Genomic DNA, 26,617 nt, shown 5'->3' on the forward strand with positions numbered 1-26,617 from the left:
TCCAGTCCGGGGTGACGGAGTATGAAGCGAGGTCTCCGCAGAAACGCACCGTCTTGCAGGCAGCGCTCCAAAACAAAAAAACGGAGCCTTTCGGCTCCGTTTCTTCGAGTCTTTTCAGCAGCTTCGTGTAATCGCCTGCAACAGCGATTCAAGCCGTTGAGATTTTGAATCAGCCGACGATTTCGGTTTCGGCGAACCAGTAGGCGATTTCCTGTGCGGCGGTTTCCGGAGCGTCGGAACCGTGAACGGAGTTTTCGCCGATGGAGAGCGCGAAGGTCTTGCGGATGGTGCCTTCAGCGGCCTGGGCCGGGTTGGTGGCGCCCATGATTTCGCGGTTCTTGAGGATGGCATTTTCGCCTTCCAGAACCTGAACGATGGTCGGGCCAGAGGTCATGCCTTCAACGAGTTCGCCAAAGAAGGGACGCTCTTTGTGAACGGCGTAGAAGCCTTCGGCTTCGCGCTTGCTCATCCAGACGCGCTTGGAGGCGACGACGCGCAGGCCGTTGTCTTCAAATACCTTGGTGATCGCGCCCGTCAGGTTACGCTTGGTTGCGTCCGGCTTGATCATCGAAAATGTGCGTTCAATCGCCATATGTCCGTTTCCTTTTCCTTCAGAGAAAGTGGGCGGTCTTTACCCGCCCAAAGGCCCGAAAACAAGGGGGATCGACGAGATTGCGGCGATCATGCCAGACATTTCACGCCGCTGTCACACTGCGGCCTCTCGCATCGTAGAGATCGAGGCAGCCTTCGAACCAGTCCCGCACGGGGTCGTTATCGGCGAACAAATCCGCCCCGGTGGTAATCCGCGCCCATTGCAGCGCGCCGAACACGATGTAATCCGCAAAAAGCGGCGATGTGCCGCCGATGAAAGGCTGGAAGCTCAACATACGCCGGATCGGCGCAAGCAATGCCGGAAAGGCTGCGATTTCCGCCTCGCGGTTCGCCACCACATCCTCGAGCGGACGACCTAGCGCTTTCGTGCGGCTGTCGCGGAAATAACGGCGGTCCGGCTCGTCCAGCATATTGTGGATATCGAGCACGGCAATGCGGACGATGGCCGGGTGAAGCACCGTCTGCGACCAGCTTTCGACGAAACGGGCCATAGCCTTGCCGCCCTCGCCATTGAACAGCGACGGGCGCTCCGGGTAAGCCTCGTCCAGATAAAGCGCGATTTCGAAACTGTCGCTCACCAGCTCGTCACCGTCGCGCAGGATCGGCACGGTCTTCGAAAACCCATCCTCCACCGTCGGGATCACCGTGAAGGGTAAAGGCCGCTCCTCGAAATCCAGCCCCTTATGCGCCAGCGAAAGCACGGTTTTCCAGCAATGGGGAGAAAATGGCCGGGAAGTATCGCTTCCGCATAGCGAATAGAGCGTTCTGGAAGTCGTCATGGGCTGCCCCTCTTCTGCAACATCGATGGAGCGATATAAAAACGGTCGCCGCCCGAAATCAAATCAGGATTTGTCATATTATCGATCAAGGAACGCTTGGGGCACACCCGCCTTCCGCAACACGGAACTTATGCTTCGTGACGGCAAAATTCTTCGTGGATTTATTCTATTTTAAACCGTCGCTTGTAAGAATAACGCCGTTCAACAATCGGTTATCGCCGGTCCATTCATAATAATCCATTGCTATTGGGGCTGTCAGTGACGACATCGGCGGGCGATAAAAAACGCGAACAGGCAAGAAGCGCTCTTGTCGTTACCAAGATCACGCAGTTCATCGCCAAGATGAACATTGCACCTTTGCCGCGCAATTATGAATTGATCTATGAAATATTGTCCGGACACAATCCGGCCATGGGCCGTGACATTCTCGCGCTCGGCAATGCCCCGCAGCAGCATGAAATCGACCTCATCGGCCAGCGGCACAATCTGCCCGGCTTTTCCCGCATCGAAGCCGAACAGATGGCAAGCGAGGCCTTCGATACACTGACGCAGATTTCCGCGCGGCTGGATGCAAGCCTTCAGCGCACCGAGACTTTCCTGGCCAGCCTTGAGCAGGATGAGGATGGCGAGCCGCCCGCAACGGAGCGCTTCGTGGAGTTGCTGGGCGATATCCACGAAGAACAGACGAGCCTTCGGCATTTCATCGCCATGGGGCTGGTGAAAATCCGCGAGGTTGAAAGAAACCGGGGGGAGCTTCAGGCCGCCTCGCTGCGCGATGCGCTAACCGCGCTTCCCAACCGGGCTGCCTTTCTTGAAAAACTGGGCGGCCTGTTTTCAAAGGACCGCGCCGCCTCCGCCACCACGCTCGCGCTGCTGGATATCGACCATTTCCGGGAAATCAACGGCAAATACGGCTCCGCCGCCGGCAACAAGGCGCTCAGAAGGCTTGCCGCCCTGTTTCGCAAGACCATCAAGAAGGACGATTTCGTCGCCCGTATCGGTGGCGATGAATTCGCCTTCCTGTTTGCCGGCGTGCCGCAGAACACGGCCGAGGCCATTGCCGAGCGGTTGCGGCAAAGCGTGGAGGCGCTGCGTTTCGTGACGCAGGAAGGAGACGGCGAACATCTGACCGTTTCAATCGGCGTCGCCGCGGTGGATGGAACCGCAACGCCCGCCGAATTTTTCAGCCATGCCGAACTCGCTCTGCTTTCGGCCCGCTGCGGCACCCGCAACTGCGTCGTCGGTTATTCGCGGGAGGTGGCGCAGCATAGCCGCAGCAGCTATCTGGCGCAGCTCGGCGATTGACACTTTAATCTCGCCCGATGTGGCGCAGGCGCTCTTGCCTTGGCCAAACAGTTCGGCCAAAACGGCGCCATGATTACGATTACCGATCTTTCCGCCCGTATCGCCGGGCGTCTGCTTCTCGACCATGCCAGCGTGACGCTTCCCGCCGGTGTGAAGGCGGGCCTTGTTGGCCGCAACGGCGCCGGCAAATCCACCCTGTTCCGGGTCATCACCGGCGATTTCTCGGCGGAAAGCGGTTCGGTGACGATCCCGAAACAGGCGCGCATCGGCCAGGTGGCGCAGGAAGCCCCAGGCACCGAAGAATCGCTGATTTCCATCGTGCTTTCGGCCGACAAGGAGCGCAGCGCGCTTTTGGCCGAGGCGGAAACCGCAACCGATCCGCACCGTATCGCGGAAATCCAGATGCGGCTCGTCGATATCGACGCCCATTCGGCGGAAGCGCGCGCCTCCAGCATTCTTGCCGGCCTCGGTTTCGATCACGAAGCGCAGCTTCGTCCGGCCTCCTCCTTCTCCGGCGGCTGGCGCATGCGCGTGGCGCTTGCCTCCGTGCTGTTTGCCGAACCCGACCTTTTGCTGCTCGACGAGCCGACCAACTATCTCGACCTCGAAGGCACGCTCTGGCTGGAAGACTATATCCGGCGTTATCCGCATACCGTCATCATCATCAGCCACGACCGAGATCTTCTCAACAATGCCGTCAACTCCATCGTGCACCTGGACCAGAAGAAGCTGACCTTCTATCGCGGCGGTTACGACCAGTTCGAGCGGCAGAAGGCCGAGGCCGACGAACTGCAGATGAAGGCGAAGGCGAAGAACGACGCCGCGCGCAAACACCTGCAAAGCTTCATCGACCGTTTCCGCGCCAAGGCCACCAAGGCGCGGCAGGCGCAGAGCCGCATCAAGGCGCTGGAGCGCATGGGCACCGTCGCCGCCGTGATCGAGGATCACGTCCAGCCGATCACCTTCCCGGAGCCGGAAAAGCAGCCCGCCTCCCCCATCGTTGCCATCAATGGCGGGGCTGTGGGTTACGAGCCGGGCAAATCGATCCTGAAGCAGCTCAATCTCAGGATCGACAATGACGACCGCATTGCGCTGCTCGGCTCCAACGGCAACGGCAAATCCACCTTCGCGAAATTCATTTCCGGCCGGCTTGCACCACAGGCGGGCGATCTTCGCGTCGCCCCTGGCCTCAAGATCGGTTTCTTCGCGCAGCATCAGCTCGATGACCTCGTGCCGGATGAAACCCCGGTCGAACATGTGCGCAAGCTGATGCCGCTGGCCCCGGAGGCGCAGGTGCGCTCCCGCGTGGCGCAGATGGGTCTTGCGACGGAAAAGATGGCGACAGCGGCAAAGGACCTTTCCGGTGGCGAAAAGGCCCGGCTTCTGATGGGACTTGCGGCCTTCCATGCGCCGAACCTGCTCATCCTCGACGAACCGACCAACCATCTCGACATCGACAGCCGCAGGGCGCTGATCGAGGCGCTGAACGACTACAGCGGCGCGGTCATCCTCATCTCGCACGACCGCCATCTCATCGAGGCGACAGTGGACCGGCTGTGGCTGGTGGCTGACGGCACGGTCAAGACCTTCGAAGGCGACATGGAGGAATATCGCGATCTCGTCGTTTCCTCCGGTAAGAAGAAGGAAGACAAGACCGACGCTGTGGCCGATCAGGCTTCCAAAGCCGATCAACGCAAGGCAAGCGCGGAAAAGCGCGCCCAGCTTGCGCCGCTCAAGAAAAAGATCAACGAAATCGAATCCCTGACGGCGAAGCTTGAGAAACTGATTCAGTCGCTCGACACGGAACTTGCCGACCCGGCGCTATATGAAAAAGCCCCCGCCAAAGCCGCGCAGAAAGTCAAAGAGCGCGGTGAGGCCGCCAGCAAACTTTCCGACGCGGAGGAGCAATGGCTGCTGCTTTCCAGCGAGTATGAGGAAGCAATGGCGGGGTGATGCGCGGCGAGAAGGGTCTTTTCAGCCCAAGGACTTGGGCTGGCTGGATTCCGGCTCAAGGCCGGAATGACGGAGATTGACAACCCAAGGCATACGGCGACCCCCCATGAAGCCGCCGGACCCTATTGACAATCTTACTTGGCGCCGATGGCGTTGAGGCCTTCACGGGCGCATTCGGTATCGATCGCGCCCGACGGCGCGCCGCCGACGCCGATGCCGCCGACCAGCGCTTCGCCGATCTTGATGGGCAGACCGCCAGCCTGAACGACCAGACGGTCATCCATGGTGCGCAGCCCTTCATTGGCGGGCTTGGAGGCGACGAATTCGGCGATTTCGCCGGTATCGCGGCCGAGCGATGCGGCAGCAAAGGCCTTGCCGGTTGCGCTGGAGACCGTGTGCGGGCCGGAGCCGTCCGCCTTCAGCACCATCTTGGTGGCGCCGTCGCGGGCGACGATGGCGACGGTGACGGCGTTGCCCTTGGTAGAGCAGGCCTGAAGCGCAGCCTTGGCCGCCTTTTCCGCCATTTCGAGCGGCAGATAAGGCGCGGTCGGCAGCGTCTGCGCCAATGCAGCCGAAGGAGCGATCAGAGCGGAAGCGATGAGAAGGGTGCGGATCATTGAGAGTCCTCTTGCTTGATGAGGACTGCACCTTAAGCGGATGGCGTTCCGCCGCGAATCCGTAAGACTTGCCGGCGGATCGGTAGTTCTACCGATCCGCACCGGTTTCCAGCCACAGCCTTGTCATTTCCGCCTGCGAGGTGGTGCCGAGCTTGAGGCCGATGGCGGCACGATGGCTATCCACCGTGCGCGGCGACAGGCCAAGCCCGTCAGCGATCTGGCGCGTGGTGAAACCAAGTGCGATGCGCTCGAGTATCTCCCTCTCCCGCGCGGTCAGCAGCGATAAAAGCGCCATGGTCTCGGCCTGCAGCGCTTTTGCATCGAGCGTGCGGGCCAATATCCGATGCGCCTTCTGGATCGCGTCGATGAGATCCTGCTCATCCACGGGCTTGGAGAGAAAATCCACCGCGCCATTGTGAAAGGCCCGGCGGCAGGCTTCGATATTGCCGTGACCGGAAATGATGATGACAGGCCAGTCGACCCCTTCTTCCGTCAGCTTTTCCTGCAGCTTCAATCCGGTAATGGCTGGCATACGGATATCGAAGATAAGGCAACCCGGTTCGAGCCCGGATAGCTGACCGAGAAATACCACCGGATCGGCAAAGCCCTTCGCCTTGATGCCGACGGTGGACAGGAGCAGGATCAGCGCCTTGCGCACGGCGTCATCGTCATCGACGAGATAGACGGGCAGCGTCATGCGGTCTGTGCCTCCGCTGCAATCGGCAGGACAACGCGGAAAAGCGCGCCATTCTCACACTCGACATAGCGGATTTCGCCGCCGGCGCGCTCCACCAGCCGCTGGCTGAGGGCAAGTCCCAGCCCCATGCCATTCGTTTTCGTGGTGGCGAAGGGCGTAAACAGCCGATCGCGCAGGCCCGGTGCGACGCCGGGGCCGTTATCGGCAACTTCGAGAAGGGCCAAATCACCGCTCCGGCTCAATCTGGCGGTAATCGCGCGTCTACCTTCGATGGCAGTGAGCGCATCGAGCGCGTTGCGCAGCAGATTGAACATGACCTGCTCTATTTCAACGGGATCGACCCGCACCAATAGCGGAGCATCAGGCATCTCGATGTCGATGCTGGCCTCATGACGGGCCGCCTCGCCGGCAAGCAGCGCATCGACGTTGCGCAGAGCGGCGCGCAGATCATGCGCCGCCACCGGTTGACGGTGCGGCAGCGACCAGTTGCGAAACCGGTCGAGCATATTGGCGGCGCATCGCGCCTGATCGATCATATCGTCGAGGGCACCGGAAAGGGCCGCGACATCCTGACGGGCCAGCAGCCGCCGCCCGGCCTGCGCCTGCGCCAATATCGCCGTCAAGGGCTGGGTCAGTTCATGGGCAAGGCCGCTTGCCATCTCTCCGAGTGCATTGACCCGCGAAGCATGGGTGAGCCTCGCCTCCATGCCACTCAGTTCGGCCCGTCTTTCGGCGGCGGCATGCGCGTCCTCTGTCTCGCCATGACAGTGCCGAGCAGGAAAACGATGCTCGCCCCAGCCATGCCCGCCAACAGGGCACGGCCCGGCAAGAGATCGCGCCAGGTGATGGACAGCGCGATTTCCAGCGTAAGGGGCTGGGTGGCGCTGCTGAGCTGCCGGACATATTGCGGTGCTTCCGGCATCGAGGGCGGGCCGAACAGGAGCGTACCGTCAGGCATTTTGAGGCGGATCACCGCCTGTTTCGCCGACCAGAACGGAGTATCGGACGCCAGAAGCCGCGCGGCATCGACGGCAAGCACCAGCACTTGCGAGGCCGTCTCGCTATTGGGGCTGCGCTTGACGATCATGTAGTGGCCGGGCCTGAGATCGCTCGCCACCAGGGCGGGCCGGCCGGTAAAGACTGACGCCGCCTTGCGGATCGCCGCTGCCAACTCGTTTTCCAGCGGCCGGGTGCCGATAACAGGCCCCGCCTCATTGAGGGAAACCAGCTGAACCTCATCGATGCGCGGGTAAAATTGCAGAATGGGTGCCGCGACATCGAGCAGCAGGCCGTAGTCCGCCCCCTGCTCCGCCTGCGCCACCGCCGAAAGCGCCGTCACATGGGCATCATGCTGATCGGCCCGGCGGGATGCCTCGGCCTGCAATGCATCGCTCTGCCGACCCAACTCGCCGAGCAGGCTGACATATTGATAAGCCGCCAGAGCGCAAATGACGGCCGCCATGAGTAATGCCCAGGCCAGAAACAACCTGAGAAAATTCCATCCTGTCAGCAGCCGAGGATTGTCCGCCGTGCGTCGGTCGCCTGATACGGCATGGGCGGCTGCGCGAAACGAGCGGCCGGCGGCGCTGTCCGCGCCCCTGGCCGCCTCATTCGGCAGGTGCTTGGCCGGCTTTCCGGGCATGTCGTTCCATGCATCGTTGTTTTCAAGCATCGGCTCGCCCGCATGACCGGTAAAGAGGGTCATAACATTCGTTCATCAAAGGACTTTTCTCAGCACAGACCGGGAAAACATTCAATCCGGCCCCAGCCGAATTTACCCCTGATCAGGAAGACCCAAAGGGTCCCCTCGCGTTAGGCGCACGCCCTTTGAGGCTGCAACCGGTCGAGCGGTACGGCGGGGGAATAAAGATAACCCTGCCCGAAGCGAATGCCCATCTGCATGAGGAGCCGGCTCTGTTCCTCGGTTTCTATGCCTTCCGTCACCAGCTTTGCGCCGTAACGCTCCGCACTCTCGAAGGCGAGCGCGATGGCCTCCCTGAACCGCGACTGGTCGAGCCTCGATGTCATCCAGTGATCGATCTTGACCTCTTCGAACGGGAACCGCGCCAGCAAAGTGAGGGCGGCATAACCGGTGCCGAAATCATCGAGCGCCAGCCGGACGCCTGCGGCAATCAGCGTATCGAAATTCTGCTGCACAACATCGGTGGTCGGTATCCTGCTCATCTCCGTCACTTCGATCGAGAGGCGATGCGCCGGCACCGCCATTTCGTGCAGCAGCGCCACGACCCGGTCTGCGAAATGCGCGCTCGCAAAGGACGAAGCGGAAATATTCACCGCCAGATGAAAATCCGCCTCGAGGCCGTGCAGGTCGCGAAGATCGCGCACGACGGCTTCGATCGTCGACCATTCGAATTCCACCAGCAGCCGATGGCGTTCGGCGATCTCCAGCACATAATAAGGCGAAAGCGCCTGCCCCCGCGCATCGACCGCACGCAGCAGCGCTTCGGCGCCGATCATCCGGCGAGTGCGCATTTCGTATTTCGGCTGGTAGCAAATGGGCGGCGTGCTGGATTTGATCCAGTTGACCAGCATCTGCCGCACCGCCTCGTCCCGCGTCGCTTTCTCGGCAAAGGAGAAGGGGAAAATCTGCACCGGATGATCGCTTCCCTTCAGCGCAAGGCTCAGGTGCCTGAGGAAGGAAGCGACGTTCTGCCGGGACAGCCTGTCCAGATTCGCCGCACCGATTTTGAGATGCGGCACCGGCCCCGCCTCCGCCGAGCGGCAAAATGCGCTCAACCCGTCATGCAGATGCATCATGAGTTTCGCACTTTCAGACTTCTCCAGCGAAATCCCCCGCATGACGACCGCAAGTGTCGTATCGCCGAACATGAAACTGCAGGGCGTATTGGATCTGCATAATAAGCCGTCTTCCCGGTCGCAGATTTCCCGCGCCAGCCTCGGCCAGAAAAGATCGCTCCAGTCCTCGCCCTCGCAGGCGGCGACATCGGCAATATTGACGATCTCGATCAGAATAAGGGCGTGCGGAACGGCCGGCTCCTGCCGCATCGTCGTTTCTATATGGTCCTTGAGGGCGCGCCGGTTGGGCAGGCCGGTCAAGGAATCCGTCCGCGCCGCCACCTCGCGTTGCCTTGTCTCTTCCCGCGCCCGTGCCTCGCTGCGCAGAAGGATGAACAGGCAGAAGATCATCGGCAGGCCGACGGCGACCGCGCCCAGTGTTCGGCGGCCCACTGCACTCAAAAACAGTGCCTGGTCGACCAGCCCAAGGGCGAATGAGATCGAGATGGCGAGCAGCACGGCAATGAACCTGACCGCGAAGACGGTGAGAATATCCCGAATTCCCAGATCGGCGAGGCGGCGCTTGCGCATCCAGCCATACATGATGATGCCGCAGGCCGAAATGACGACCATGTCCTGCAGGGCCGCAAAGAACAGCACGGGACCGCCGAACACGAAACGCCCGGCCGCCACAAGAGACAGGCTGATCAGCCCCCCCTGCCAGGACCCCAGCACCCCGGCCAGGAACAGCAGGTCGGAGCGGATGTAGGGCTTGGAGGGCAGCTTGATGAACTCGGACACCAGCAGCGTCAGCAGAAAGCCCGCCATTCCGAAGACGATGCCATAATAGACTTTGTAGCGAGGGTCCTCGAGAGCGATGTTTCGCCGCAGGAGGATCAGCACGGACACCATGCCAACTACGGCGGCCGCCTGAAGCAGCAGGAATGGAAGCTCGGCAGCCGATGCTGCCGCTTGTGCGGCGATCAATTCCATCATCTGCATTCCCCGGTTATTATGTGTTCTGGCGCCGGAATTCCGGCACATGGCTCAAAAATCCCACGTCCCGCGGGACAGAATTTATAGCGCGCCGCCAAACCCTCAGTATCCTATGCCGACATCGCGGCTTCGACGCCGTAAAGTTCTGCTGGCCCGACAATCGTTCCGATATGCCCGGAGGCGAGCACCAGCCGGTCACGGCCCTGACGCTTCGCTTCGTAGAGCGCCATATCGGCCCGGTTCACCATCTCGTATATGATTTCCCTGCCGTCACCGGAAACGGCAATGCCGAGACTGACGGTAACGATTTCCCGCCCATCGGGACGGTTGAGATGGGGTATGGCCTCGTCGATCACGGCCAATCTCAGCCTTTCGCCGATGGCGAGCGCGGCGGAAACAACGCAATTGTCGAGCAGAACCACAAATTCCTCCCCACCATAACGCGCGACGAAACTTCTGTCGCCATCATCCTTGCGAAGCGCGCTGCGCAGCCTGCCGGCGATCCTGCGCAGGCAGTCATCACCGGCTACATGACCCTCCGAGTCATTGTAGTTCTTGAAATAGTCGACATCGAGAAGGATGAGCGCCCGCGGCCTGCCGCTGCCACCCGAAGCCTCGCTCGCCGCCTCGTCAAAGCTGCGGCGGTTGCGAATGCCGGTGAGCTGGTCGGTATTGGAAAGCTGCTGAAGTTCGTGATTTGCGGTTTGAATCCGCTGCAGCAACGTCTTTTCGCGCAGCGACGCTAGATAATCCCGTCTTTCCACCTGCTCGATACGATAGGCCGCAAACAGCGAGACGGCGCTGATTCCGACGGAACACATGATCGCCGGCAGCTTGGCCACCTGGCTCGTTACGGTGACATATTCCATGCCGACGATGAAAACCGCCATGCAGCCGACCGTTCCGAGGACAGCGAGCGGAAACGGCTTGCGATGTATCGTATTCATATAAAGGACGACGGTGACGATGCCCATGTAATATTCGCTCGCCGACGAGGTTTGCGCATTGGCATAGATGAACATGATCGATGCGACGACCAACATGCAGCCCAGCCCGTGCAGGACCTCATGCGCCACGGCATCCGGCCGCATCCTGATCGCGTAATATCGCGCGGGAAAATAAAGAAACAGAAGCGGCGTGATGACAAAAAGGCGGACGGTCAGATCCAACCAGATGATCTCCGGGACCAGACTTATGTCCACAAACACGTAGAGATTGTAGAGGATGGCACCGAAAATCAATCCGTATGTATTGAATTGCCGGCTGCTTTCGTTGACTTTCTGAACGAAGCCAGACAAACGGTCGTCTTTAATTAAAATCACCCCGCACCTGTCATTCAAAAATATATTAAAGTAAAATACGAAATTAATGCCAACAATTATGGAATTTACACGAAAAAAATTAATATTAAAACCACCGATTAACAAAAAATATCACTTAGATATTCAAAATAGTATTTTTATATCTCAAATACTATACAATATGAGAATACACATGTCGAAATTTGTAATGACGTTACAGCTTGAAAAAAGACGTGCCACGTGGAGACGATCACCTTGCTCCTTCGGTCGTTTCTGCTAAAAACTTGTAAAAATCACACTTTATCCCATGCAGCACTCACACGGGTTCCACTTCATGTCAGCCACCAAGCTTGCCATCGTCGGCGTCGGCAAAATCGTTCGCGACCAGCATCTTCCCGCCATTGCAGGCAATCCGGATTTTGAATTGATCTGCACCGCAAGCCGTCACGGCACCGTGGACGGCGTCGCTTCCTATGGCACCATCGAGACCATGCTGGAGGCTGTGCCCGATATCGATGCGGTGTCGCTGTGCATGCCGCCGCAATATCGTTACGAGGCGGCTTACGCGGCGCTGAATGCCGACAAGCACGTTTTCCTCGAAAAGCCGCCGGGCGCCACCCTTTCGGAAGTGCAGGATCTCGTCCGGCTGGCGGATTCGAAGGGCCTTTCGCTGTTTGCAAGCTGGCATTCGCGTTATGCGCCGGCGGTCGAGGCTGCGAAGGCCTTTCTGGCTTCCACCAAAATCGACAGCGTGCATGTCATCTGGAAAGAGGATGTGCGCCACTGGCACCCGAACCAGGCCTGGATCTGGCAGGCGGGCGGTCTTGGCGTGTTCGACCCCGGCATCAACGCGCTTTCGATCATCACCCATATCTTGCCGCGCGCCCTGTTCCTGACCAAGGCGACGCTCGAATTCCCGGAAAACCGCGACGCCCCGATTGCCGCCGACCTGCATTTTTCCGATGTGACGAAAACGCCCGTCCATGCCGAATTCGACTGGCGTCAGACCGGCAAGCAGAGTTGGGATATCGTTGCCGAAACGGCAGCGGGACGGATGGTGCTTTCGGAAGGCGGCGCAAAGCTCTCGATCAACGGCGAAGAAAAACTCTCCCAGCCGGAACGGGAATATCCGGCCCTTTACGAGCGTTTCTCGGAAATCATCAAGGCAGGCCGCTCAGATGTCGATCTTGCGCCGCTGACCCATGTGGCCGACGCCTTCCTGCTCGGCCGCCACAAATTCGTGGATTCCTTCTACGACTGAGAAGCAGAAACGCTTCCCGAAGGACAATGCCTCAAAGGGCGCGACTGACGAAACGGTCGCGCCCTGATTTTTTGGCCTGATACAGCGCTTCGTCGACGCTGCATAGCAGCGTTGCCCGGTCGGCACCCGCCTGCGGAGCAAGCGCGCCGCCGATGCTGAGGCGGGCGTCCACCTCCTGCCCGTCCACGTCAAAGGGGTTCCGGAAAGCGGCCAGAAGCCGGTCCGCCAACCCGTTCATGACATCGGGAGCGTCGGGCCGCGGTATAAAGATCGCGAATTCATCGCCGCCCATGCGCACGACGATGTCGTCCTTGCGGATTGCCTTGCGGATACGTCCGGCGGCGGCGGTCAGAACGCGGTCGCCGGCAGGATGGCCGAACGTGTCGTTGATGGTCTTGAAACCGTCCAGATCAAGATAGAGGACACCGAAGGCCTCGTTTGCACGCAGGGCCGCGCCGAGCTGGCCATCGACAATCGCCTCCAGCGCCTTGCGATTATAAAAACCGGTCAGCGGATCGGTCATCGCCGCATCACGCAATTCGCGTTCGGCCAGACTCATGGTGAAATTGGCTTTTTGAAGCCGCAGCAATGCAGCCGCCAGCAACGCGAAGTGTCTGAGATTGTCGATTTCGACGCGGGAAAAATTTCTCGGCACCGTATCGACCAAACAAAAGGCGCCAACAACAAGACCGGGCTCAAGTTCGATCGGCGCACCCGCATAGGAACGCAGCTCCGGCCCCCCTTTGACATAGGACATGAAGCGGAAATGCGGATGCTCGGTCAGATCGGAAATCACCACCACATCCTGCTTGGCGATGACGCGATTGCAGATCGACAGATCGCGCGGGCATTCCGACAGTTCCATTCCCGCCTGCTCGGCGATATGAAGCCAATCCTCATCGACAATATTGACCGCCGCACGCGCCACGCCAAAAACCCCCTGCCCCAGTTGCGACAGCACTTTCAGCTCCGGCATTTCGGCATTCTTGAAAGACATGATCGACCGCACCGCGACCAGACGCTCGGTTTCTCCCTCCGGTCGCGATATCGCCTGTCCCATACTCATGTCCTTCTGCTGTTGCGTTACAGGAAGCCGCCCGAAGCAGAGCAGGTCAAACCAACCGCCTCGCTCGAAGCGGAAGCCCATTCCGCTGCGTTTCCTTTCGGCGCATAATGCAAAAACCGGCAATTGACGCCACGTGCGAATTTTTGCCGGTCTGTTTGCGTATGGAACCAATCGTGGGGACGCCCAATCGGCGGTGAGATCAGGCCTTCTTCTGCCAGCGGCCTTCAGGCGACTGCTGCCAGTAGGTCAGGGAATGCCCCTCTGTTTTCAGCCTTTTCCAGTGATTCCGCGCCATTTCGAGCTGGTAGGCATCGTATCCGTCGAACATGAACACGATACGTTCATAGGCTTCCACCGCCGGCGGCTCTGCGCCATCGACGAGAAAGCGGACACTTGCCGCATTAGTATTCTCGTCCGACGCCGTCAGGAGAATCGGCTGGTTTTGCGGTGCGGGCGAAGTATCGGTGGCGTGCGGCAGGAAACTGTCGTCACGAAAGGTCCACAGATGCGTGTCGAGAAAATCGCGGCGCTCCTCGCCCACCGTCTGGATCGCGACCTTCCAGCCGCGTTCCAGCGATTTCTCGAGCAAGGGCGGCAACGCATCCTCCAGCTTCGATTCCGTCAGATGGTAAAACAGAATTTCAGTCATCCGCAGACGTGCCGCTCCGCTCGTTTCAATCTTCGTAATGGGCACGAACGAGTTCGTTCAGCAGCCTGACGCCGTAGCCCGATCCCCAGGACTGGTTGATCTCGGTCAGCGGCGACCCCATGGCGGTGCCGGCGATATCGAGATGCGCCCAGGAGGTTTCGCCCACGAAACGCTTGAGGAACTGCGCGGCCGTGACGGAACCCGCCAGACGGCCCGAGCTGTTCTTCATATCGGCGAATTTGGAATCGATGATCTTGTCGTAATCCTTGCCGAGCGGCATGCGCCACAGTTTTTCGGCCGTCACATCGCCCGCCTGCGTGAGGCGTGCTGCAAGCTCGTCGTCATTGGAGAAAAGACCGGCCTGAAGATTGCCGAGCGCCACTGTGATCGCGCCCGTCAGCGTGGCGAGGTTCACCATGAATTTCGGGTTGAAGCGATCCTTGGTGTACCAGAGCGCGTCGGCCAGAACCAGCCGGCCTTCGGCATCGGTATTGATGATCTCGATGGTCTGGCCGGACATGGAGGTGACGATATCGCCCGGACGCTGGGCATTGCCGTCAGGCATGTTTTCCACAAGGCCGATGACGCCGATCACATTCGCCTTGGCCTTGCGGGCGGCCAGCGCATGCATCAGGCCGGTCACGGCGGCGGCCCCGCCCATGTCGCCCTTCATATCCTCCATATTGAGGCCGGGCTTCAGCGAAATGCCGCCGGTATCGAAAACGACGCCCTTGCCGACGAAGGCAATCGGCTCATCCTTCTTGTTGCCGCCGTTCCACTGCATGACCGCAAGTCTGGGCGGACGCGCCGACCCCTGCGCCACACCGAGAAGCGCATTCATGCCGAGCTTCTTCAGCTCCTTCTCGCCGAGGACTTCCACCTCGACGCCGAGCTTGCGCAGCTCCTCCGCCTTCTCGGCAAATTCGACGGGACCGAGAGCGTTCGGCGGCAGGTTGACGAGATCGCGCGCCAGGGTAACACCGCCCGCAACGGCCTCGGACACGGCAAAAGCCTTTTCCGCTTCCTGATGGGCGGCCGTGACGATGACGATCTCCACCTTCTTCGGCGTCTTCTCTTCGTCGGACTTTTTCTTGGTCTTGTAGGCATCGAAGCTATAGGCGCGCAGCAGCAGGCCAAGCGCAAAATCCGCAGCAGCCTGCGCACCGACCTCTACGCCCGGCGCATCGAGATAGATGACGACCCTGTCCGCCTTCTTGAAACTGGCGGCGGCGGTGCCGCCGGCGCGCAGCCAGTCATGGGCGACCAGCTTCGAGGGCTTGCCGAGGCCGATGACGAGCAGCCGGTCGGCGGCGGAACCCTGCGGCGCGATCACGTCGAGCGTCGTCATGGACTTTGCGGAAAAGCCCGAAATCTTCGCCGCCCTTTCGATCACACCGCCCGGATCGGCCTCGGAGGCGACGGCGACGGCCTGCGCCTCACCCGAGGCCTGCAGCACAACGGCGAGCGCGTTTTCAAGCGCGGCGGAATTGGCGAAAGAAATATCGAATTTGGCGGACATGTTTTCCTGCTCTTCTTCTACGACTTGCACGATGCGCATGATCATGGCCTTTTCGGCCCCGGGCGCAACCCCGCATTCTTTAAAGGCCTACAGTCGTTAAAGGAAAGGCATTTTTGTGGAATGCGAAATCGCGTCATGAAACCGACAGCTTGTTCCACAAAAAGACACAGGCGATGGAAAAATCATCGCGCAAAACATATTTGTGAGCACGCCGGAATAGCCAATTGCAAACGATGCGATTAGATAGGCGGAAATTCGGCGAGCGATCGCACGGAAAAACAATGTCGAACAGGGCCGTATGAAGCTTCTCGAGAACTATATCCTGCGGCGGACAACGCAGATGTTTCTGGTCGCGCTGCTGCCGGTGCTGGCCATCATCTGGACCATCCAGGTTCTCCAGAGAATCAATCTCGTCACCGATACCGGCCAGTCGATGGGTTCCTTCATGGCGCTCGCGACGATGATCCTGCCGACGCTGATCCCCGTCGTCCTGCCTTTCGCGCTGGTGATCGGCATCACCCAGATCTTCACGACGATGAACAACGATTCCGAGCTTGCCATCATCGATGCGGCCGGATCGCCCCGGTCGATCATGTATCGCCCGGTTCTCATTCTGGCCGCCATTCTGAGCGCGTTTTCATTCACCATCACCAATTTCATCGAGCCGCCCGCCCGCAGCTCCGCCCGGCAGATGGTGGCGGCCGCCTATGCCGACCTTCTGTCCTCCGTGATCGAAGAAAAGACTTTCCGCACCATTCAGGACGGTCTTTACGTGCAGATCGCCCAGCGGCAGGGTCGCATCCTCAAGGGCCTGTTCGTCGCCGACCGCCGCGATCCGAATTTCGATCTCATCTATTATGCCAAGGAAGGCATGATCGATGAAAGCGGCACGTCGCTGACCATGCGCGACGGCGAAGTGCAGCAGAAGACGCCGGACGGCAAGGTCTCGATCGTCAAGTTCCTGTCCTATGCCTTCGACCTTTCGACCATGTCGGAAAAGCAGGATTCCGAGCCGTCGCTCTCGCCGGGCGATGCCAGCCTCGGTTTCCTTCTTTCGCCCGACGAGAACAATGCGAGCTACAAGCGCTCGCCGGAAGCCTTCCGCAGCGAGCTGCACAAGCGCCTGTCGGACTGGATGTTCGCTTTCTCCTTCGCGCTGATTTCGCTGGTCATCGCCGCCGATGCCCGTTCGCACCGCGAGGCGCGCCTGCATCCGATGGTCGCCGCGCTGGTGACGGCCTTCATGCTGCGGTGGCTTGGTTTTTACGTCACCAATCAGATCAAGCAGAGCGCGGCCTTCATTCCGCTGGTCTATGCCGTGCCGGGCCTCAGCGGCGGCGCCGCCGCCTTCATTCTGCTGACTGGCCGCAAGCCGAAAATGCCGAAAATCATCGCCGATGCGATGGGTCGTCTGCGCCGTCTCTTCTCCAGCCGGATGGCGAAAAGCTCTGGGAGCGGCAACGCATGATTTTCAACACGCTCTCCCGCTATTTCCTGAAGCGATATCTGATCACCGCCATCTGGTTCGTGCTCGGCGTATCCTCGATCATTTACCTTGCCGATTTCAGCGAAACGGCACGGCGCATGTCCGGCCTGCCCGGCTATTCCGTTCCGGCCGCCCTTGGCCTGACGGCGCTTCGCCTGCCGCTGATCCTGCAACAGACCGTGCCCTTCATCGCGCTTTTCGTCGGCATGACGACGCTGATCTCGCTCAACCGGCGTTACGAACTGGTGGTGACGCGCGCCGCCGGCATTTCCGCCTGGCAGTTCATCCTTCCCTTCGTGCTCGGCGCGGTTTTCATCGGCATCCTGTCGGTCACCATCCTGAACCCCATCGCGGCATGGGGCCAGAACAAGTCGCTGGCGATGGAAGCCGGCCTGCGCAACGAAGCGGGCGGCGGTCGCCAGCAGGAGATCATTCCGTGGATGCGCCAGGCAAGCGGCGGCCAGGATACGATCATCGGCGCCAAGAGCTTCGAGGACAATGGAACGCTGCTTCTTGACGTGGTTCTGATCGACATCGACAAGGACGGAAACATCGTCTCGCGTAAGGATGCGAAGTCGGCTAAATTGGAAGATGGTTACTGGCTTCTTAACGGCGTTTCGGAAACCCGCGCCGGGCATGTGCCAGTTCGGCAAGAAAGCACGCGGATCAGTACCAATCTGAGACGGGAATTCGTTCAGGAGCGCATGACGCAGACGGAAACCGTTGCTTTCTTTGACCTTTCTCACAAGATCGAAGTTGCAAAGTCCTTTGGACTATCTTCGAAGGCGCTTGAGACGCAGTATCATTTCCTGCTATCGACGCCCCTGCTTCTGGTTGCGATGACCTTGATCGCCGCGACCGTTTCATTAAAGTTCAGCCGCTTCGCCCAATCGCGCTCCGTGATTCTGGGTGGAATCGTTTCCGGCTTCGTGCTTTATGTAGTAACCGTGCTCGTAAGGGCATTCGGGAGTGGTGGCGTTGTCCCTCCCACCGTCGCGGTCTGGGTTCCAGTCATCGTGGCGTTGGCTTTGGGGGCAACCATTCTGCTTCATCAGGAGGACGGCTAGTGGCGGTATATGACCGCGGGAATATCAGGCGGCTTTGGACGGCCCTTCTGACAGGTGCCGCTGTGTGCGCGTATTTGGCATCCAGCCCGGTCGCTTTCGGCCAGGATGGTTTGCTTGCGTCGGCAAGCCAAGACGATTCGAAACTCCTGCTTACAGCAAATGAACTGACCTATAATCGCGATTCCCAGCGCGTGATCGCGAAGGGCGTGGTTCGCATGAAATATTCGGGCTACCGCATGGTGGCCCAGCAAGTGGAATATAACCAGCAGACCGGCCGCGTGATCGCCCATGGCAACATCGAGCTGATCGAGCCGGGCGGCAACAAGATTTATGCCGACGAGATGGACGTGACCGACGATTTCGGTCAGGGCTTCGTCAATGCGCTGCGCGTCGAGACCACGGACAATACCCGTATTGCCGGTGAAAGCGCCGAGCGTCTCGAAGGCGACCTGATGGTGCTCAACAACGGTGTCTACACCGCGTGTCTGCCCTGCGCCGAGCGGCCCGAAAAGGCGCCGCTATGGCAGGTCAAGGCCGAGCGCGTCGTTCAGGACGGCAAGACCCATACGGTGCGGCTGGAAAAGGCCCGCCTGCAGCTTTTCGGCCATTCGATCGCCTATCTGCCGTTCCTTACGGTTCCGGACAATACGGTGAAGCGTAAATCCGGCTTCCTGTTCCCGCAGATGAGCATTACCGACAATCTCGGTTTCGGTATCGGCGTCCCCTATTTCCACGTCCTGTCCGACACCTCAGACGTGACAGTCACGCCGACCTATTACACGACGCAGGGGCTGCTGCTGCAGGCGGAATTGCGCCAGCGCTTCGAAACCGGCATGCACACGGTCACGATCGCTGGCATCAGCCAGCAGAAGTCCGAAACCTTCACGGCCGGCACCAGCGACGCCCTCAACGACAATCGCGGCATGATCGCAAGCAAGGGTGATTTCTCGATCAACCCGCGCTGGGCGTTCGGCTGGGATGCCATGGTGCAGACCGACAATAACTTTTCGCGCACCTATGGGCTGAAGGGTTATAAAAACGACGTTCAGACCAACCAGATTTATCTGAGCGGTGCGAGTGAGCGTAACAGCTTCGAAGCCCGCGGTTATTATTTCAACGTTCAGGATACGGACAATACCGAAGCCAAGGAACGCAAGCAGGCAATCGTCCATCCGGTCGTCGACTACCGGTATTTCGTGCCGGATCCGGTTTATGGCGGCGAACTTTCGCTGACCACCAACCTGACGAGCATCACGCGCCTGCGTCAGGATGCTTACGCGCTTGGCGGTTATCCGCGTTTCAGCGGGCTTGAGGGCGACTATACGCGCCTTTCCACCGAAGCCGAGTGGAAGCGCACCTTCACGATGGACAGCGGCCTGCAGATCACGCCGATCCTTGCTGCGCGCGGCGACGCGCTCTGGACGGACATGTCTCCTGCGGCCTTCACCTCGGGCGGGACCTCCTATGCCTATGAGGGCATGATGCATGACGGCGCAGCTTTCCGCGGCATGGTCACCGGTGGCCTGGAAGTGCGTTATCCCTGGCTGTTCACCGCGCTCAACAGCAGCCATGTGATCGAGCCCATTGCACAGATTTTCGTGCGCCCGAACGAACAATATGCCGGCCGCCTTCCGAACGAGGACGCACAGGCATTCGTCTTCGACGCGACCAATCTGTTCGAACGCGACAAATTCTCCGGTTTCGACCGGATCGAAGGCGGCACGCGCGCCAATATCGGCTTCCGCTACAACGGTACGTTCGACAACGGCTACGGCGTTCGCGCCATTGCCGGCCAGTCCTTCCATCTGGCGGGCGACAATTCCTTCGCCTCCTACGACCTCGTCAATGCGGGCGCCAATTCGGGCCTCGAATCCGACCGTTCGGATTACGTCGCCATGGCCGCTTTCGATGCGCCGATCGGACTTTCGCTGTCGTCGAGCCTGCGTCTCGACAAGGACGATTTCGACATCAACCGCTCGGAGACGGGCATCAGCTATTCGGACCGCCGCCTTACCGGCAAGCTCAGCTATACGCAGGTCAAGGCGCAGCCGAAATACGGCTATAACGAAGACCGCGATATCATCCAGGCGTCCGGTTCGCTGCGCATGGACGACAATTGGTCGCTATTCGGTTCGATCAATTACGATCTGAACGGGAAGTTTGCCGCCGAACGCCGCATCGGCATTGCCTATCAGGATGAATGCACGATCCTGACGGTCAGCTATTCCGACGAAGGCAATATCAATTCCAGCCGCCAGGCCGCCAATGATTGGTCGATCAACGCCCGTCTGGCCTTCCGTACGCTCGGCGATATCAGTGTCGGCTCGGCCAATGATGACTGGAACGACATGGATATCGGCTGGAAGCCAAACAACTACTGAGTTTAGAGGCAGGTTACGCAGCATCGTGACCTGCCTTTTTACCATTTGGCCAGTAAAGCCACGGTTTCGCCGCAACAACACGCCAATGTCGGCCGCACATGGAACCTATCGGGTTTTCTTTCAACAAACCGACACATTGCCGTCTTGCGGATCGCGATGATATATACGTGGCAAATTCGCGGTGCGGATGCACAGGTGCAGGTCTGAAAAGTGGGAGAGTTCAATATTTCCCTCACCAGGCAGAACAGATTGGCGGGACAGGGCAACAGGACCCTGCTCGACGAAAGGGAGAAGGATATGATGAATTTCGGAAAGACGGCTTTGCGTGGCGCTGCTTTCGCCTTTGCGATATTCGCCGTTCCCATGGCCGTTGTGCCCTATGCCGGCCAGGCCTTCGCCGATAGCACCGTCAAGATCGTCGTCAACAAGACCCCCATCACCAATGACGATATCGCCAAGCGCGTCGCCTTCCTCAAGCTGCAGCGCCAGTCCGGTAATCTCAATGAAAAGGCGCGTGAGCAGCTTGTCGACGAAGCGCTGAAGCGCGAGGAAATCGGCCGCGTTAAGATGTCGGTCAGCACCGACGATGTCGATGCGGCCTTCGCACGCTTTGCCGGCAACAACAAGATGACCCCGCAGCAATTGACGAAGGTGCTTGCGCAGGCGGGTGTCGGAGCCGATCATTTCAAGGCCTTCATCGCCGTTCAGATGAGCTGGCCGCGCCTTGTCAACGCCCGTTATGGCGCACGCGGCAAGATGTCGACGCAGGATCTCGTTACCCGACTGAAGGAACGCGGCGACAAGCCTGTCACCACGGAATATTTCCTGCAGCAGGTCATCTTCGTTATCCCGGAATCGAAACGCAACGCCATTACCGGCAAGCGCAAGGCCGAGGCTGAAGCCTCGCGCAAGCGTTATCCCGGCTGCGACCAGGCCATGAGCTTCGCCGCAACCATGCGCGACGTGGCGATCAAGGACCTTGGCCGCATTCTGGCGCCAGAGCTACCGGAAGACTGGAAGGCGCTGGTGGAGAAGACCAAGGAGGGCGGCACCACTGGCACCCGCGTCACCGAAAAGGGCGTCGAATATCTGGCCATCTGCAAGCAGCGCCAGGTTTCTGACGACTATGCGGCGGAAATGGTGTTCAAGTCCGAAGACCTGATGAAGGCCAAAGACGGCGAAAACCCGAACGAAAAGAAATATATGGATGAGCTGCGCAAGAAGGCGCAGATCGTCAACACCTGATATTGATACGAGAGCCGGTCTTTCCGTGACATATGCATCCCTGCCGCTTGCCCTGACACAGGGAGATCCAGCCGGTATCGGCCCCGACATCGCTATCACCGCCTGGGCTAAGCGCCGGGAGAACGGCGTGCCGCCCTTCATCTTCATCGGTGACCCCGATGTGGTGGCGAGCCGTGCGGCGCTGATCGGCGTGCCGGTCAATATCGGGACCTGCGATGCGGAAAGCGCCGTCGGCCTGTTCGAACAGGCTTTCCCCATCCTCTCCCTTCCTGTCGGCTTCGAAGTGCAGGCGGGTCAGCCGCATGTCGGCGCGGCGCACGCGACGATCAAGGCCATCGAGACGGCCGTTTCGTTGACGGTCGAGGGCAAGGCTGCGGCCGTCGTCACCAATCCGATCGCGAAATCGGTGCTTTATGAGGCAGGTTTCGGCTTTCCCGGTCATACGGAATTTCTGGCCGATCTCGCCCTGCGCCAGACCGGCGAGCAAGTCATCCCCGTGATGATGATTGCCGGCCCCAAGGTCCGTGTCGTCCCGGTGACGATCCATATCCCCGTGAAAGATGTGCCGGCCGCTCTCACCGAAGAGCTGATCGTCACGACCTGCCGGATCATCGATGCCGATCTCCGGCGGAAATTCGGCATCGAGGCGCCGCGTCTGGCGGTTGCCGGCCTCAACCCGCATGCGGGTGAAGATGGCGCACTCGGCACCGAGGATCGCGATATCGTTCACCCGGCAACCATGCGGTTGCGGAAGGACGGGATCGATGCCTTCGGCCCCCTGCCCGCCGACACCATGTTCCACGATGCCGCCCGCAAGCGTTATGACGTGGCGGTGTGCATGTATCACGATCAGGCGCTCATTCCGGCCAAGGCGCTCGGCTTTGACGATTCCGTCAATGTCACGCTCGGCCTGCCCTTCATCCGCACCTCGCCCGACCATGGCACCGCCTTCGGCATTGCCGGCCAGGGCATAGCCAATGAGGCGAGCCTCGTGGCGGCGCTGAAGATGGCGGCGGACATTTCCCTCCGCAGCCGGGCCAACGCATAATGGCGGCCATCGACGGACTACCGCCGCTGCGCGATGTCATCCAGCGCCACGGGCTCGACGCGAAGAAATCGCTCGGCCAGAACTTCCTGTTCGACCTCAACCTCACCCAGAAGATCGCAAGGACAGCAGGGCCGCTGGACGGCGTGACGGTGATAGAGGTCGGCCCCGGTCCCGGCGGCCTCACCCGCGCCATTCTTTCGCTCGGGGCGAAAAAGGTCATCGCCGTCGAACGCGACAGCCGCTGCCTGCCGGCGCTGGCGGAAATCGAAGCGCATTATCCCGGACGGCTCGAAGTCATCGAGGGCGACGCCCTCAAGACCGATTTCGAGGCTCTGGTTCCCGCCGGCGAACCGGTGCGCATCATCGCCAACCTGCCCTACAATGTCGGCACGCAATTGCTGGTCAACTGGCTGTTGCCGAAACAATGGCCACCCTTCTGGCTCTCCATGACGCTGATGTTCCAGAAGGAAGTCGGCCAGCGCATCGTGGCCGAAGAAGGCGATAACCATTATGGCCGGCTGGGCGTTCTTGCCGGCTGGCGCACGGTTTCCGAAATGGCCTTCGACGTTCCGCCACAGGCCTTCAGCCCGCCGCCGAAGGTAACCTCCACCGTCGTGCACCTGCTGCCGAAGGACAAGCCGCTGCCCTGCGATGTCGCAAAGCTTGAAAAGGTCACGGAAGCCGCCTTCGGCCAGCGTCGCAAAATGCTGCGCCAGAGCGTGAAAAGCCTTGGCGGCGAAACGCTGCTGGAAAAAGCGGGGATCGATCCCACACGGCGAGCGGAGACGCTATCGGTGGAGGAGTTCGTCACTTTGGCGAACTGCCTGTAAATCCGTCATGTAATGTGCCATTCCGAGCGGCGGGACACGGGTTCGTGGAGACTGCAAATAAAGGAACAAGCGCGTGGAGAGTGCCGGTTTTCACTACAAGCTCGACATTCCCGCTGAAACGCCCGACTGCGCAGTTGTCTTGCTGCATGGATCGGGGCGAACGGAAGACGACCTCGTTTCTTTTGGCCGTGCCGTCTTTCCCAAGAGCGTTCTATATGCTCCGAGAGGCACTGTTCCTTGGGAGAATGGATTCGCGTTTTTCCGCCGAAAGCCCGACAGACAGCTTGATATTGACGACCTCAAACATCGAGCGACCAGCCTCTGCCAGTTCATCGACTTTGTGTTTCATGAGACCGGGCAGAGACCCCTTCTCGTTGGATATTCGAACGGCGCGATCATAGCGGCTGAAACCATATGCCTGAATCGGAATCTGTCGAGGGGAGCCATTCTGCTTCGCCCGCTTTCTCCAAGAACGCATCAGGCCCTCCCAAACCTCGCAGGATACCCCATACTCCTGCTCGCCGGCGCCTACGACGAAAGGCGTCACCCCACCGATGCGCCGCATTTGGCCAACCAACTGGCATCGGCCGGTGCGGATGTTGTTCAGCAGACAGTTGATACGGGCCACGGCTGGGCCGAAGACGCCGCAGACGAGCGGCTATCTCGCCAATGGGCGGCAAGTGAACCTATCGCCCAGATAACAGCAGCGACTCCCATCGGTTAGCCGAACGTTTTGGAATAGGACGAGGCCGAGGACTAAACCCAGTTTTCAACTCGCAAACCGGGCATCCGGACAAACTCGCGCATATTATTGGTTACGACGATCAGCCCCTCGCTACGGGCGTGACCACCAATCTGCATATCATGAACGCCGCATGGCGTTCCAGCCTTGGCAAGTTCGGCCCTGATCTGTCCGTAATGTGCGGCGCCTTTGTCGGCGAAAGGCAGAACGTCCAAACGCGCGGTAAAATTTTCAATGGCGTTGATGTTTTCCTGGCGCCGGACGGATTTTTCAGCACCATAATAAAGCTCGCCAAGTGTGATGCTCGAAATACACAGTTGATCTGCCAGAGCGTTGAATTTCTCCCGCAGCTCCGGAGGATAAGTCTTCATCACATAGATACATATGTTGGTATCGAGCATATATGTGAGCATCAGAAGGGCTCGCGCTCATCCAATGCAGGCTCTTCGCGAACGGAAAGAAAATCATCCGTTGCGCGTGGGCCGGTCAGAAAGAGGTCGTCCCAGCGCTTTCCCTGCGGCACTATAACACGCGCGAGGCCGATCTTCAGAACATCGACCTTATGCACGTCATCAGGAAAAGCCACGGCCTTCGGTAGCCTTACAGCTTGACTGCGATTGCTTATAAAAACCGTTGACGTAGCCATTGTCGGAGCCTCGTATATCCTGCTGGGATATACATAACGCCTAACCGCTTTGATTTCAAGATTTTGGGGCCGGTAGCCAGACGCTACCTTCCATCAGAGCTTCGGCTCTTCCTCGAGCAACGCCCGCACGAAATCGAACATGCCGTGGCGGCGGTCGCGGCGGACGCGTTCGGCCTTCACGATGGCTTCGACGGCCTCGAAGGCGGCCTGCAGGTCATCATTGAGGATGACATAGTCATAGTCGCGCCAGTGCTCGATCTCGGCACGGGAATTGAGGAGCCGGGTCTTGATGACCTCTTCGGTGTCTTCGGCGCGGCGATGCAGGCGCGATTGAAGTTCAGTCATGGTCGGCGGCAGGATGAAGATCGAAACGACGTCCGCCTTCATCTTGTCCTGAAGCTGCTCGGCGCCCTGCCAGTCGATATCGAACAGCATGTCGCGGCCGGCAGCCATGGCATCTTCCACCGGTCCACGCGGGGTGCCGTAAAAATTGCCGTGAACCTCCGCCCATTCCAGCAGCGCATCGCTATCCCGCAGGCGCTCGAAGTCCCGCTTGGAAATGAAATGGTAGTGGATGCCGTCAATCTCGCTCTGGCGGCGCGGGCGCGTCGTGACGCTGACGGACAGGCCGATATTCTTGTCCTTGTCGAGCAGGTTGCGCGCAATCGTGGATTTGCCCGCGCCGGATGGCGAAGAAATCACCAGCATCAACCCTCTGCGGGCAATCGTGACGGGAGAATTATTCACCGGGACCATGGGGTCTACTCCAGATTTTGGACCTGCTCGCGGAACTGGTCGATCACCACTTTCAGCTCTATGCCTGCTGCGGTTACCGCACTGGCGTTCGATTTGGAACAGATTGTATTCGACTCGCGGTTAAATTCCTGTGCAAGAAAATCGAGCTTGCGTCCTACCGGCCCGCCATTGGCCAAAAGCTCCCGCGACGCCTGAACATGGGCGTGCAGCCGGTCGATCTCTTCGCGCAGATCCGCCTTGGTGGCGAGCAGCGCCGCCTCGGCATGCAGCCGGTCACGGTCGAGACCATGCAAGCCGTCGCCGATGAGGGCGATCTGCTGGGCGAGCCGTGCCGCGATCTGTTCCGGCTGGCGGGAAGGATCGTTTTCAATGATGTCCGCGAGTTGCTCGATCCGATTGACATGACCGGACAGGATCGCAAACAGCGACGCCCCTTCCCGCTCGCGCATATCCTTCAGCTTCTCGACGGCGGCGGCGAAGCCGGCAAGCACATCGCCGTTGCGCGCGGCCTGCGCCTCCGCGTCATCTTCCGCCTCGCGAAAATCGACGAGCCCGCGCAGCGTGAGCAGCGTGTCGAAGCTCAGCGGCTTGTCTTCCACGACATCGCCAAGCTCCTTCTTCAGCGCCAGAACCGCCGCCAAAGCATCGCGGTTGATCACCGCCTCCAGCCGGTTTTCCGCAATCGCCAGCGTCAGACCCGCCTGGATATTGCCGCGGGAAAGATGCTCGCCTGCGATTTCGCGCAGGGCCGTTTCCAGCGCTTCAAGACCTGTGGGCAGACGCAGGCGCACATCGAGCCCCTTGCCGTTTACCGAGCGCAATTCCCACGCCCAACGGTAACGGCCGGAGGTTCCTTCGCTGCGTGCGAAGCCGGTCATCGATTGCAATGTCATATCTGGAAGCC

23 protein-coding genes and 1 pseudogene are annotated in these 26,617 nt (G+C 59.8%); 10 read left to right on the forward strand and 14 right to left on the reverse strand.

All coding sequences use genetic code 11. From position 1 onward, the window contains the following. Positions 1-169 precede the first annotated feature (169 nt). Both ndk and L904_RS13175 read right to left on the reverse strand, forming a co-directional pair. On the reverse strand, positions 170-592 hold the full coding sequence (gene ndk / locus L904_RS13170) for a nucleoside-diphosphate kinase (RefSeq protein WP_003496769.1): 423 nt from the start codon (positions 590-592) through the stop codon (positions 170-172). Between the two features lie 103 nt (positions 593-695). Then, a complete protein-coding gene (locus tag L904_RS13175; RefSeq protein WP_020813408.1) occupies positions 696-1,391 on the reverse strand; it encodes a glutathione S-transferase family protein in 696 nt (231 codons plus the stop codon). A 258-nt stretch (positions 1,392-1,649) separates the two neighbouring features. On the opposite strand from L904_RS13175, the gene L904_RS13180 reads away from it, so the two are divergent. Continuing rightward, positions 1,650-2,696, forward strand: a complete 1,047-nt coding sequence (locus L904_RS13180) for a GGDEF domain-containing protein (RefSeq protein ID WP_020813407.1) — start codon at positions 1,650-1,652, stop codon at positions 2,694-2,696. Between the two features lie 69 nt (positions 2,697-2,765). Continuing rightward, complete coding sequence (locus L904_RS13185; RefSeq protein ID WP_031234554.1) at positions 2,766-4,649, forward strand: ABC-F family ATP-binding cassette domain-containing protein; 1,884 nt, start codon at positions 2,766-2,768, stop codon at positions 4,647-4,649. 134 nt (positions 4,650-4,783) lie between these two features. On the opposite strand, the gene L904_RS13190 is transcribed toward L904_RS13185, so the two are convergent. The 5 genes and pseudogenes from L904_RS13190 to L904_RS13210 form a co-directional block, all read right to left on the reverse strand. Beyond that, the gene (locus tag L904_RS13190; protein ID WP_020813405.1) at positions 4,784-5,266 is read right to left on the reverse strand and encodes a heme-binding protein; all 483 of its coding nucleotides are present in this window, start codon (positions 5,264-5,266) and stop codon (positions 4,784-4,786) included. Positions 5,267-5,354: 88 nt separating this feature from the next. Then, on the reverse strand, positions 5,355-5,963 hold the full coding sequence (locus tag L904_RS13195) for a response regulator transcription factor (protein WP_020813404.1): 609 nt from the start codon (positions 5,961-5,963) through the stop codon (positions 5,355-5,357). Next, positions 5,960-7,668, reverse strand: a pseudogene (locus L904_RS13200) (sensor histidine kinase). Before L904_RS13200 ends, L904_RS13195 begins: the two are co-directional and overlap by 4 nt. A gap of 107 nt (positions 7,669-7,775) precedes the next feature. Next, positions 7,776-9,716 carry a GGDEF domain-containing phosphodiesterase gene (locus L904_RS13205; protein ID WP_031234553.1) on the reverse strand — a complete coding sequence of 647 codons (1,941 nt, stop codon included), beginning with the start codon at positions 9,714-9,716 and terminating at the stop codon, positions 7,776-7,778. 110 nt (positions 9,717-9,826) lie between these two features. Further along, on the reverse strand, positions 9,827-10,885 hold the full coding sequence (locus L904_RS13210) for a GGDEF domain-containing protein (protein WP_245267404.1): 1,059 nt from the start codon (positions 10,883-10,885) through the stop codon (positions 9,827-9,829). Between the two features lie 466 nt (positions 10,886-11,351). Here L904_RS13210 and L904_RS13215 point away from each other — a divergent pair, with 466 nt between their 5' ends. Beyond that, on the forward strand, positions 11,352-12,278 hold the full coding sequence (locus L904_RS13215) for a Gfo/Idh/MocA family protein (protein WP_020813400.1): 927 nt from the start codon (positions 11,352-11,354) through the stop codon (positions 12,276-12,278). A gap of 31 nt (positions 12,279-12,309) precedes the next feature. Here L904_RS13215 and L904_RS13220 read toward each other — a convergent pair whose 3' ends face one another. The 3 genes from L904_RS13220 to L904_RS13230 all read right to left on the reverse strand — a co-directional run bounded on the left by L904_RS13220 (position 12,310) and on the right by L904_RS13230 (position 15,512). After that, the gene (locus tag L904_RS13220; RefSeq protein WP_031234552.1) at positions 12,310-13,338 is read right to left on the reverse strand and encodes a sensor domain-containing diguanylate cyclase; all 1,029 of its coding nucleotides are present in this window, start codon (positions 13,336-13,338) and stop codon (positions 12,310-12,312) included. 205 nt (positions 13,339-13,543) lie between these two features. Next, complete coding sequence (locus L904_RS13225; protein WP_020813398.1) at positions 13,544-13,993, reverse strand: DNA polymerase III subunit chi; 450 nt, start codon at positions 13,991-13,993, stop codon at positions 13,544-13,546. 25 nt (positions 13,994-14,018) lie between these two features. Beyond that, complete coding sequence (locus L904_RS13230; protein ID WP_031234551.1) at positions 14,019-15,512, reverse strand: leucyl aminopeptidase; 1,494 nt, start codon at positions 15,510-15,512, stop codon at positions 14,019-14,021. A 298-nt stretch (positions 15,513-15,810) separates the two neighbouring features. Here L904_RS13230 and L904_RS13235 point away from each other — a divergent pair, with 298 nt between their 5' ends. From L904_RS13235 to L904_RS13265, 7 genes are all read left to right on the forward strand, one after another. Further along, complete coding sequence (locus tag L904_RS13235; protein ID WP_035263025.1) at positions 15,811-16,980, forward strand: LptF/LptG family permease; 1,170 nt, start codon at positions 15,811-15,813, stop codon at positions 16,978-16,980. Further along, a complete protein-coding gene (gene lptG / locus L904_RS13240; RefSeq protein WP_035263022.1) occupies positions 16,977-18,065 on the forward strand; it encodes an LPS export ABC transporter permease LptG in 1,089 nt (362 codons plus the stop codon). Before L904_RS13235 ends, lptG begins: the two co-directional genes overlap by 4 nt. Beyond that, positions 18,065-20,446 (forward strand): LPS-assembly protein LptD, encoded by a 2,382-nt coding sequence (locus L904_RS13245; RefSeq protein WP_035263019.1) that lies wholly within the window; start codon positions 18,065-18,067, stop codon positions 20,444-20,446. Before lptG ends, L904_RS13245 begins: the two co-directional genes overlap by 1 nt. Positions 20,447-20,743: 297 nt before the next feature. After that, on the forward strand, positions 20,744-21,691 hold the full coding sequence (locus tag L904_RS13250) for a peptidylprolyl isomerase (RefSeq protein ID WP_003520739.1): 948 nt from the start codon (positions 20,744-20,746) through the stop codon (positions 21,689-21,691). 25 nt (positions 21,692-21,716) lie between these two features. Beyond that, entirely contained in the window at positions 21,717-22,739 is a 1,023-nt protein-coding gene (gene pdxA, locus L904_RS13255; protein WP_031233979.1) for a 4-hydroxythreonine-4-phosphate dehydrogenase PdxA, read from the forward strand. Next, the gene (gene rsmA, locus L904_RS13260; protein WP_020810685.1) at positions 22,739-23,569 is read left to right on the forward strand and encodes a 16S rRNA (adenine(1518)-N(6)/adenine(1519)-N(6))-dimethyltransferase RsmA; all 831 of its coding nucleotides are present in this window, start codon (positions 22,739-22,741) and stop codon (positions 23,567-23,569) included. Before pdxA ends, rsmA begins: the two co-directional genes overlap by 1 nt. Positions 23,570-23,642: 73 nt before the next feature. Then, positions 23,643-24,293, forward strand: coding sequence for an alpha/beta hydrolase (locus L904_RS13265; RefSeq protein WP_020810686.1), 651 nt, complete (start codon positions 23,643-23,645; stop codon positions 24,291-24,293). Between the two features lie 32 nt (positions 24,294-24,325). Here L904_RS13265 and L904_RS13270 read toward each other — a convergent pair whose 3' ends face one another. The 4 genes from L904_RS13270 to L904_RS13285 all read right to left on the reverse strand — a co-directional run bounded on the left by L904_RS13270 (position 24,326) and on the right by L904_RS13285 (position 26,606). Beyond that, on the reverse strand, positions 24,326-24,724 hold the full coding sequence (locus L904_RS13270; RefSeq protein ID WP_020810687.1) for a type II toxin-antitoxin system VapC family toxin: 399 nt from the start codon (positions 24,722-24,724) through the stop codon (positions 24,326-24,328). Next, complete coding sequence (gene vapB, locus L904_RS13275; protein WP_031233980.1) at positions 24,724-24,957, reverse strand: type II toxin-antitoxin system VapB family antitoxin; 234 nt, start codon at positions 24,955-24,957, stop codon at positions 24,724-24,726. The genes L904_RS13270 and vapB overlap by 1 nt, the downstream gene beginning before the upstream one ends. Before the next feature lie 93 nt (positions 24,958-25,050). Then, positions 25,051-25,713, reverse strand: coding sequence for a guanylate kinase (gene gmk, locus L904_RS13280; RefSeq protein WP_003502089.1), 663 nt, complete (start codon positions 25,711-25,713; stop codon positions 25,051-25,053). Positions 25,714-25,718: 5 nt separating this feature from the next. Continuing rightward, positions 25,719-26,606, reverse strand: coding sequence for a YicC/YloC family endoribonuclease (locus tag L904_RS13285; protein ID WP_031233981.1), 888 nt, complete (start codon positions 26,604-26,606; stop codon positions 25,719-25,721). Positions 26,607-26,617 lie beyond the last annotated feature (11 nt).

It is taken from the genome of Agrobacterium sp. LY4 (genome assembly GCF_001526585.1).
GTDB classification, from domain to species: domain Bacteria; phylum Pseudomonadota; class Alphaproteobacteria; order Rhizobiales; family Rhizobiaceae; genus Agrobacterium; species Agrobacterium leguminum.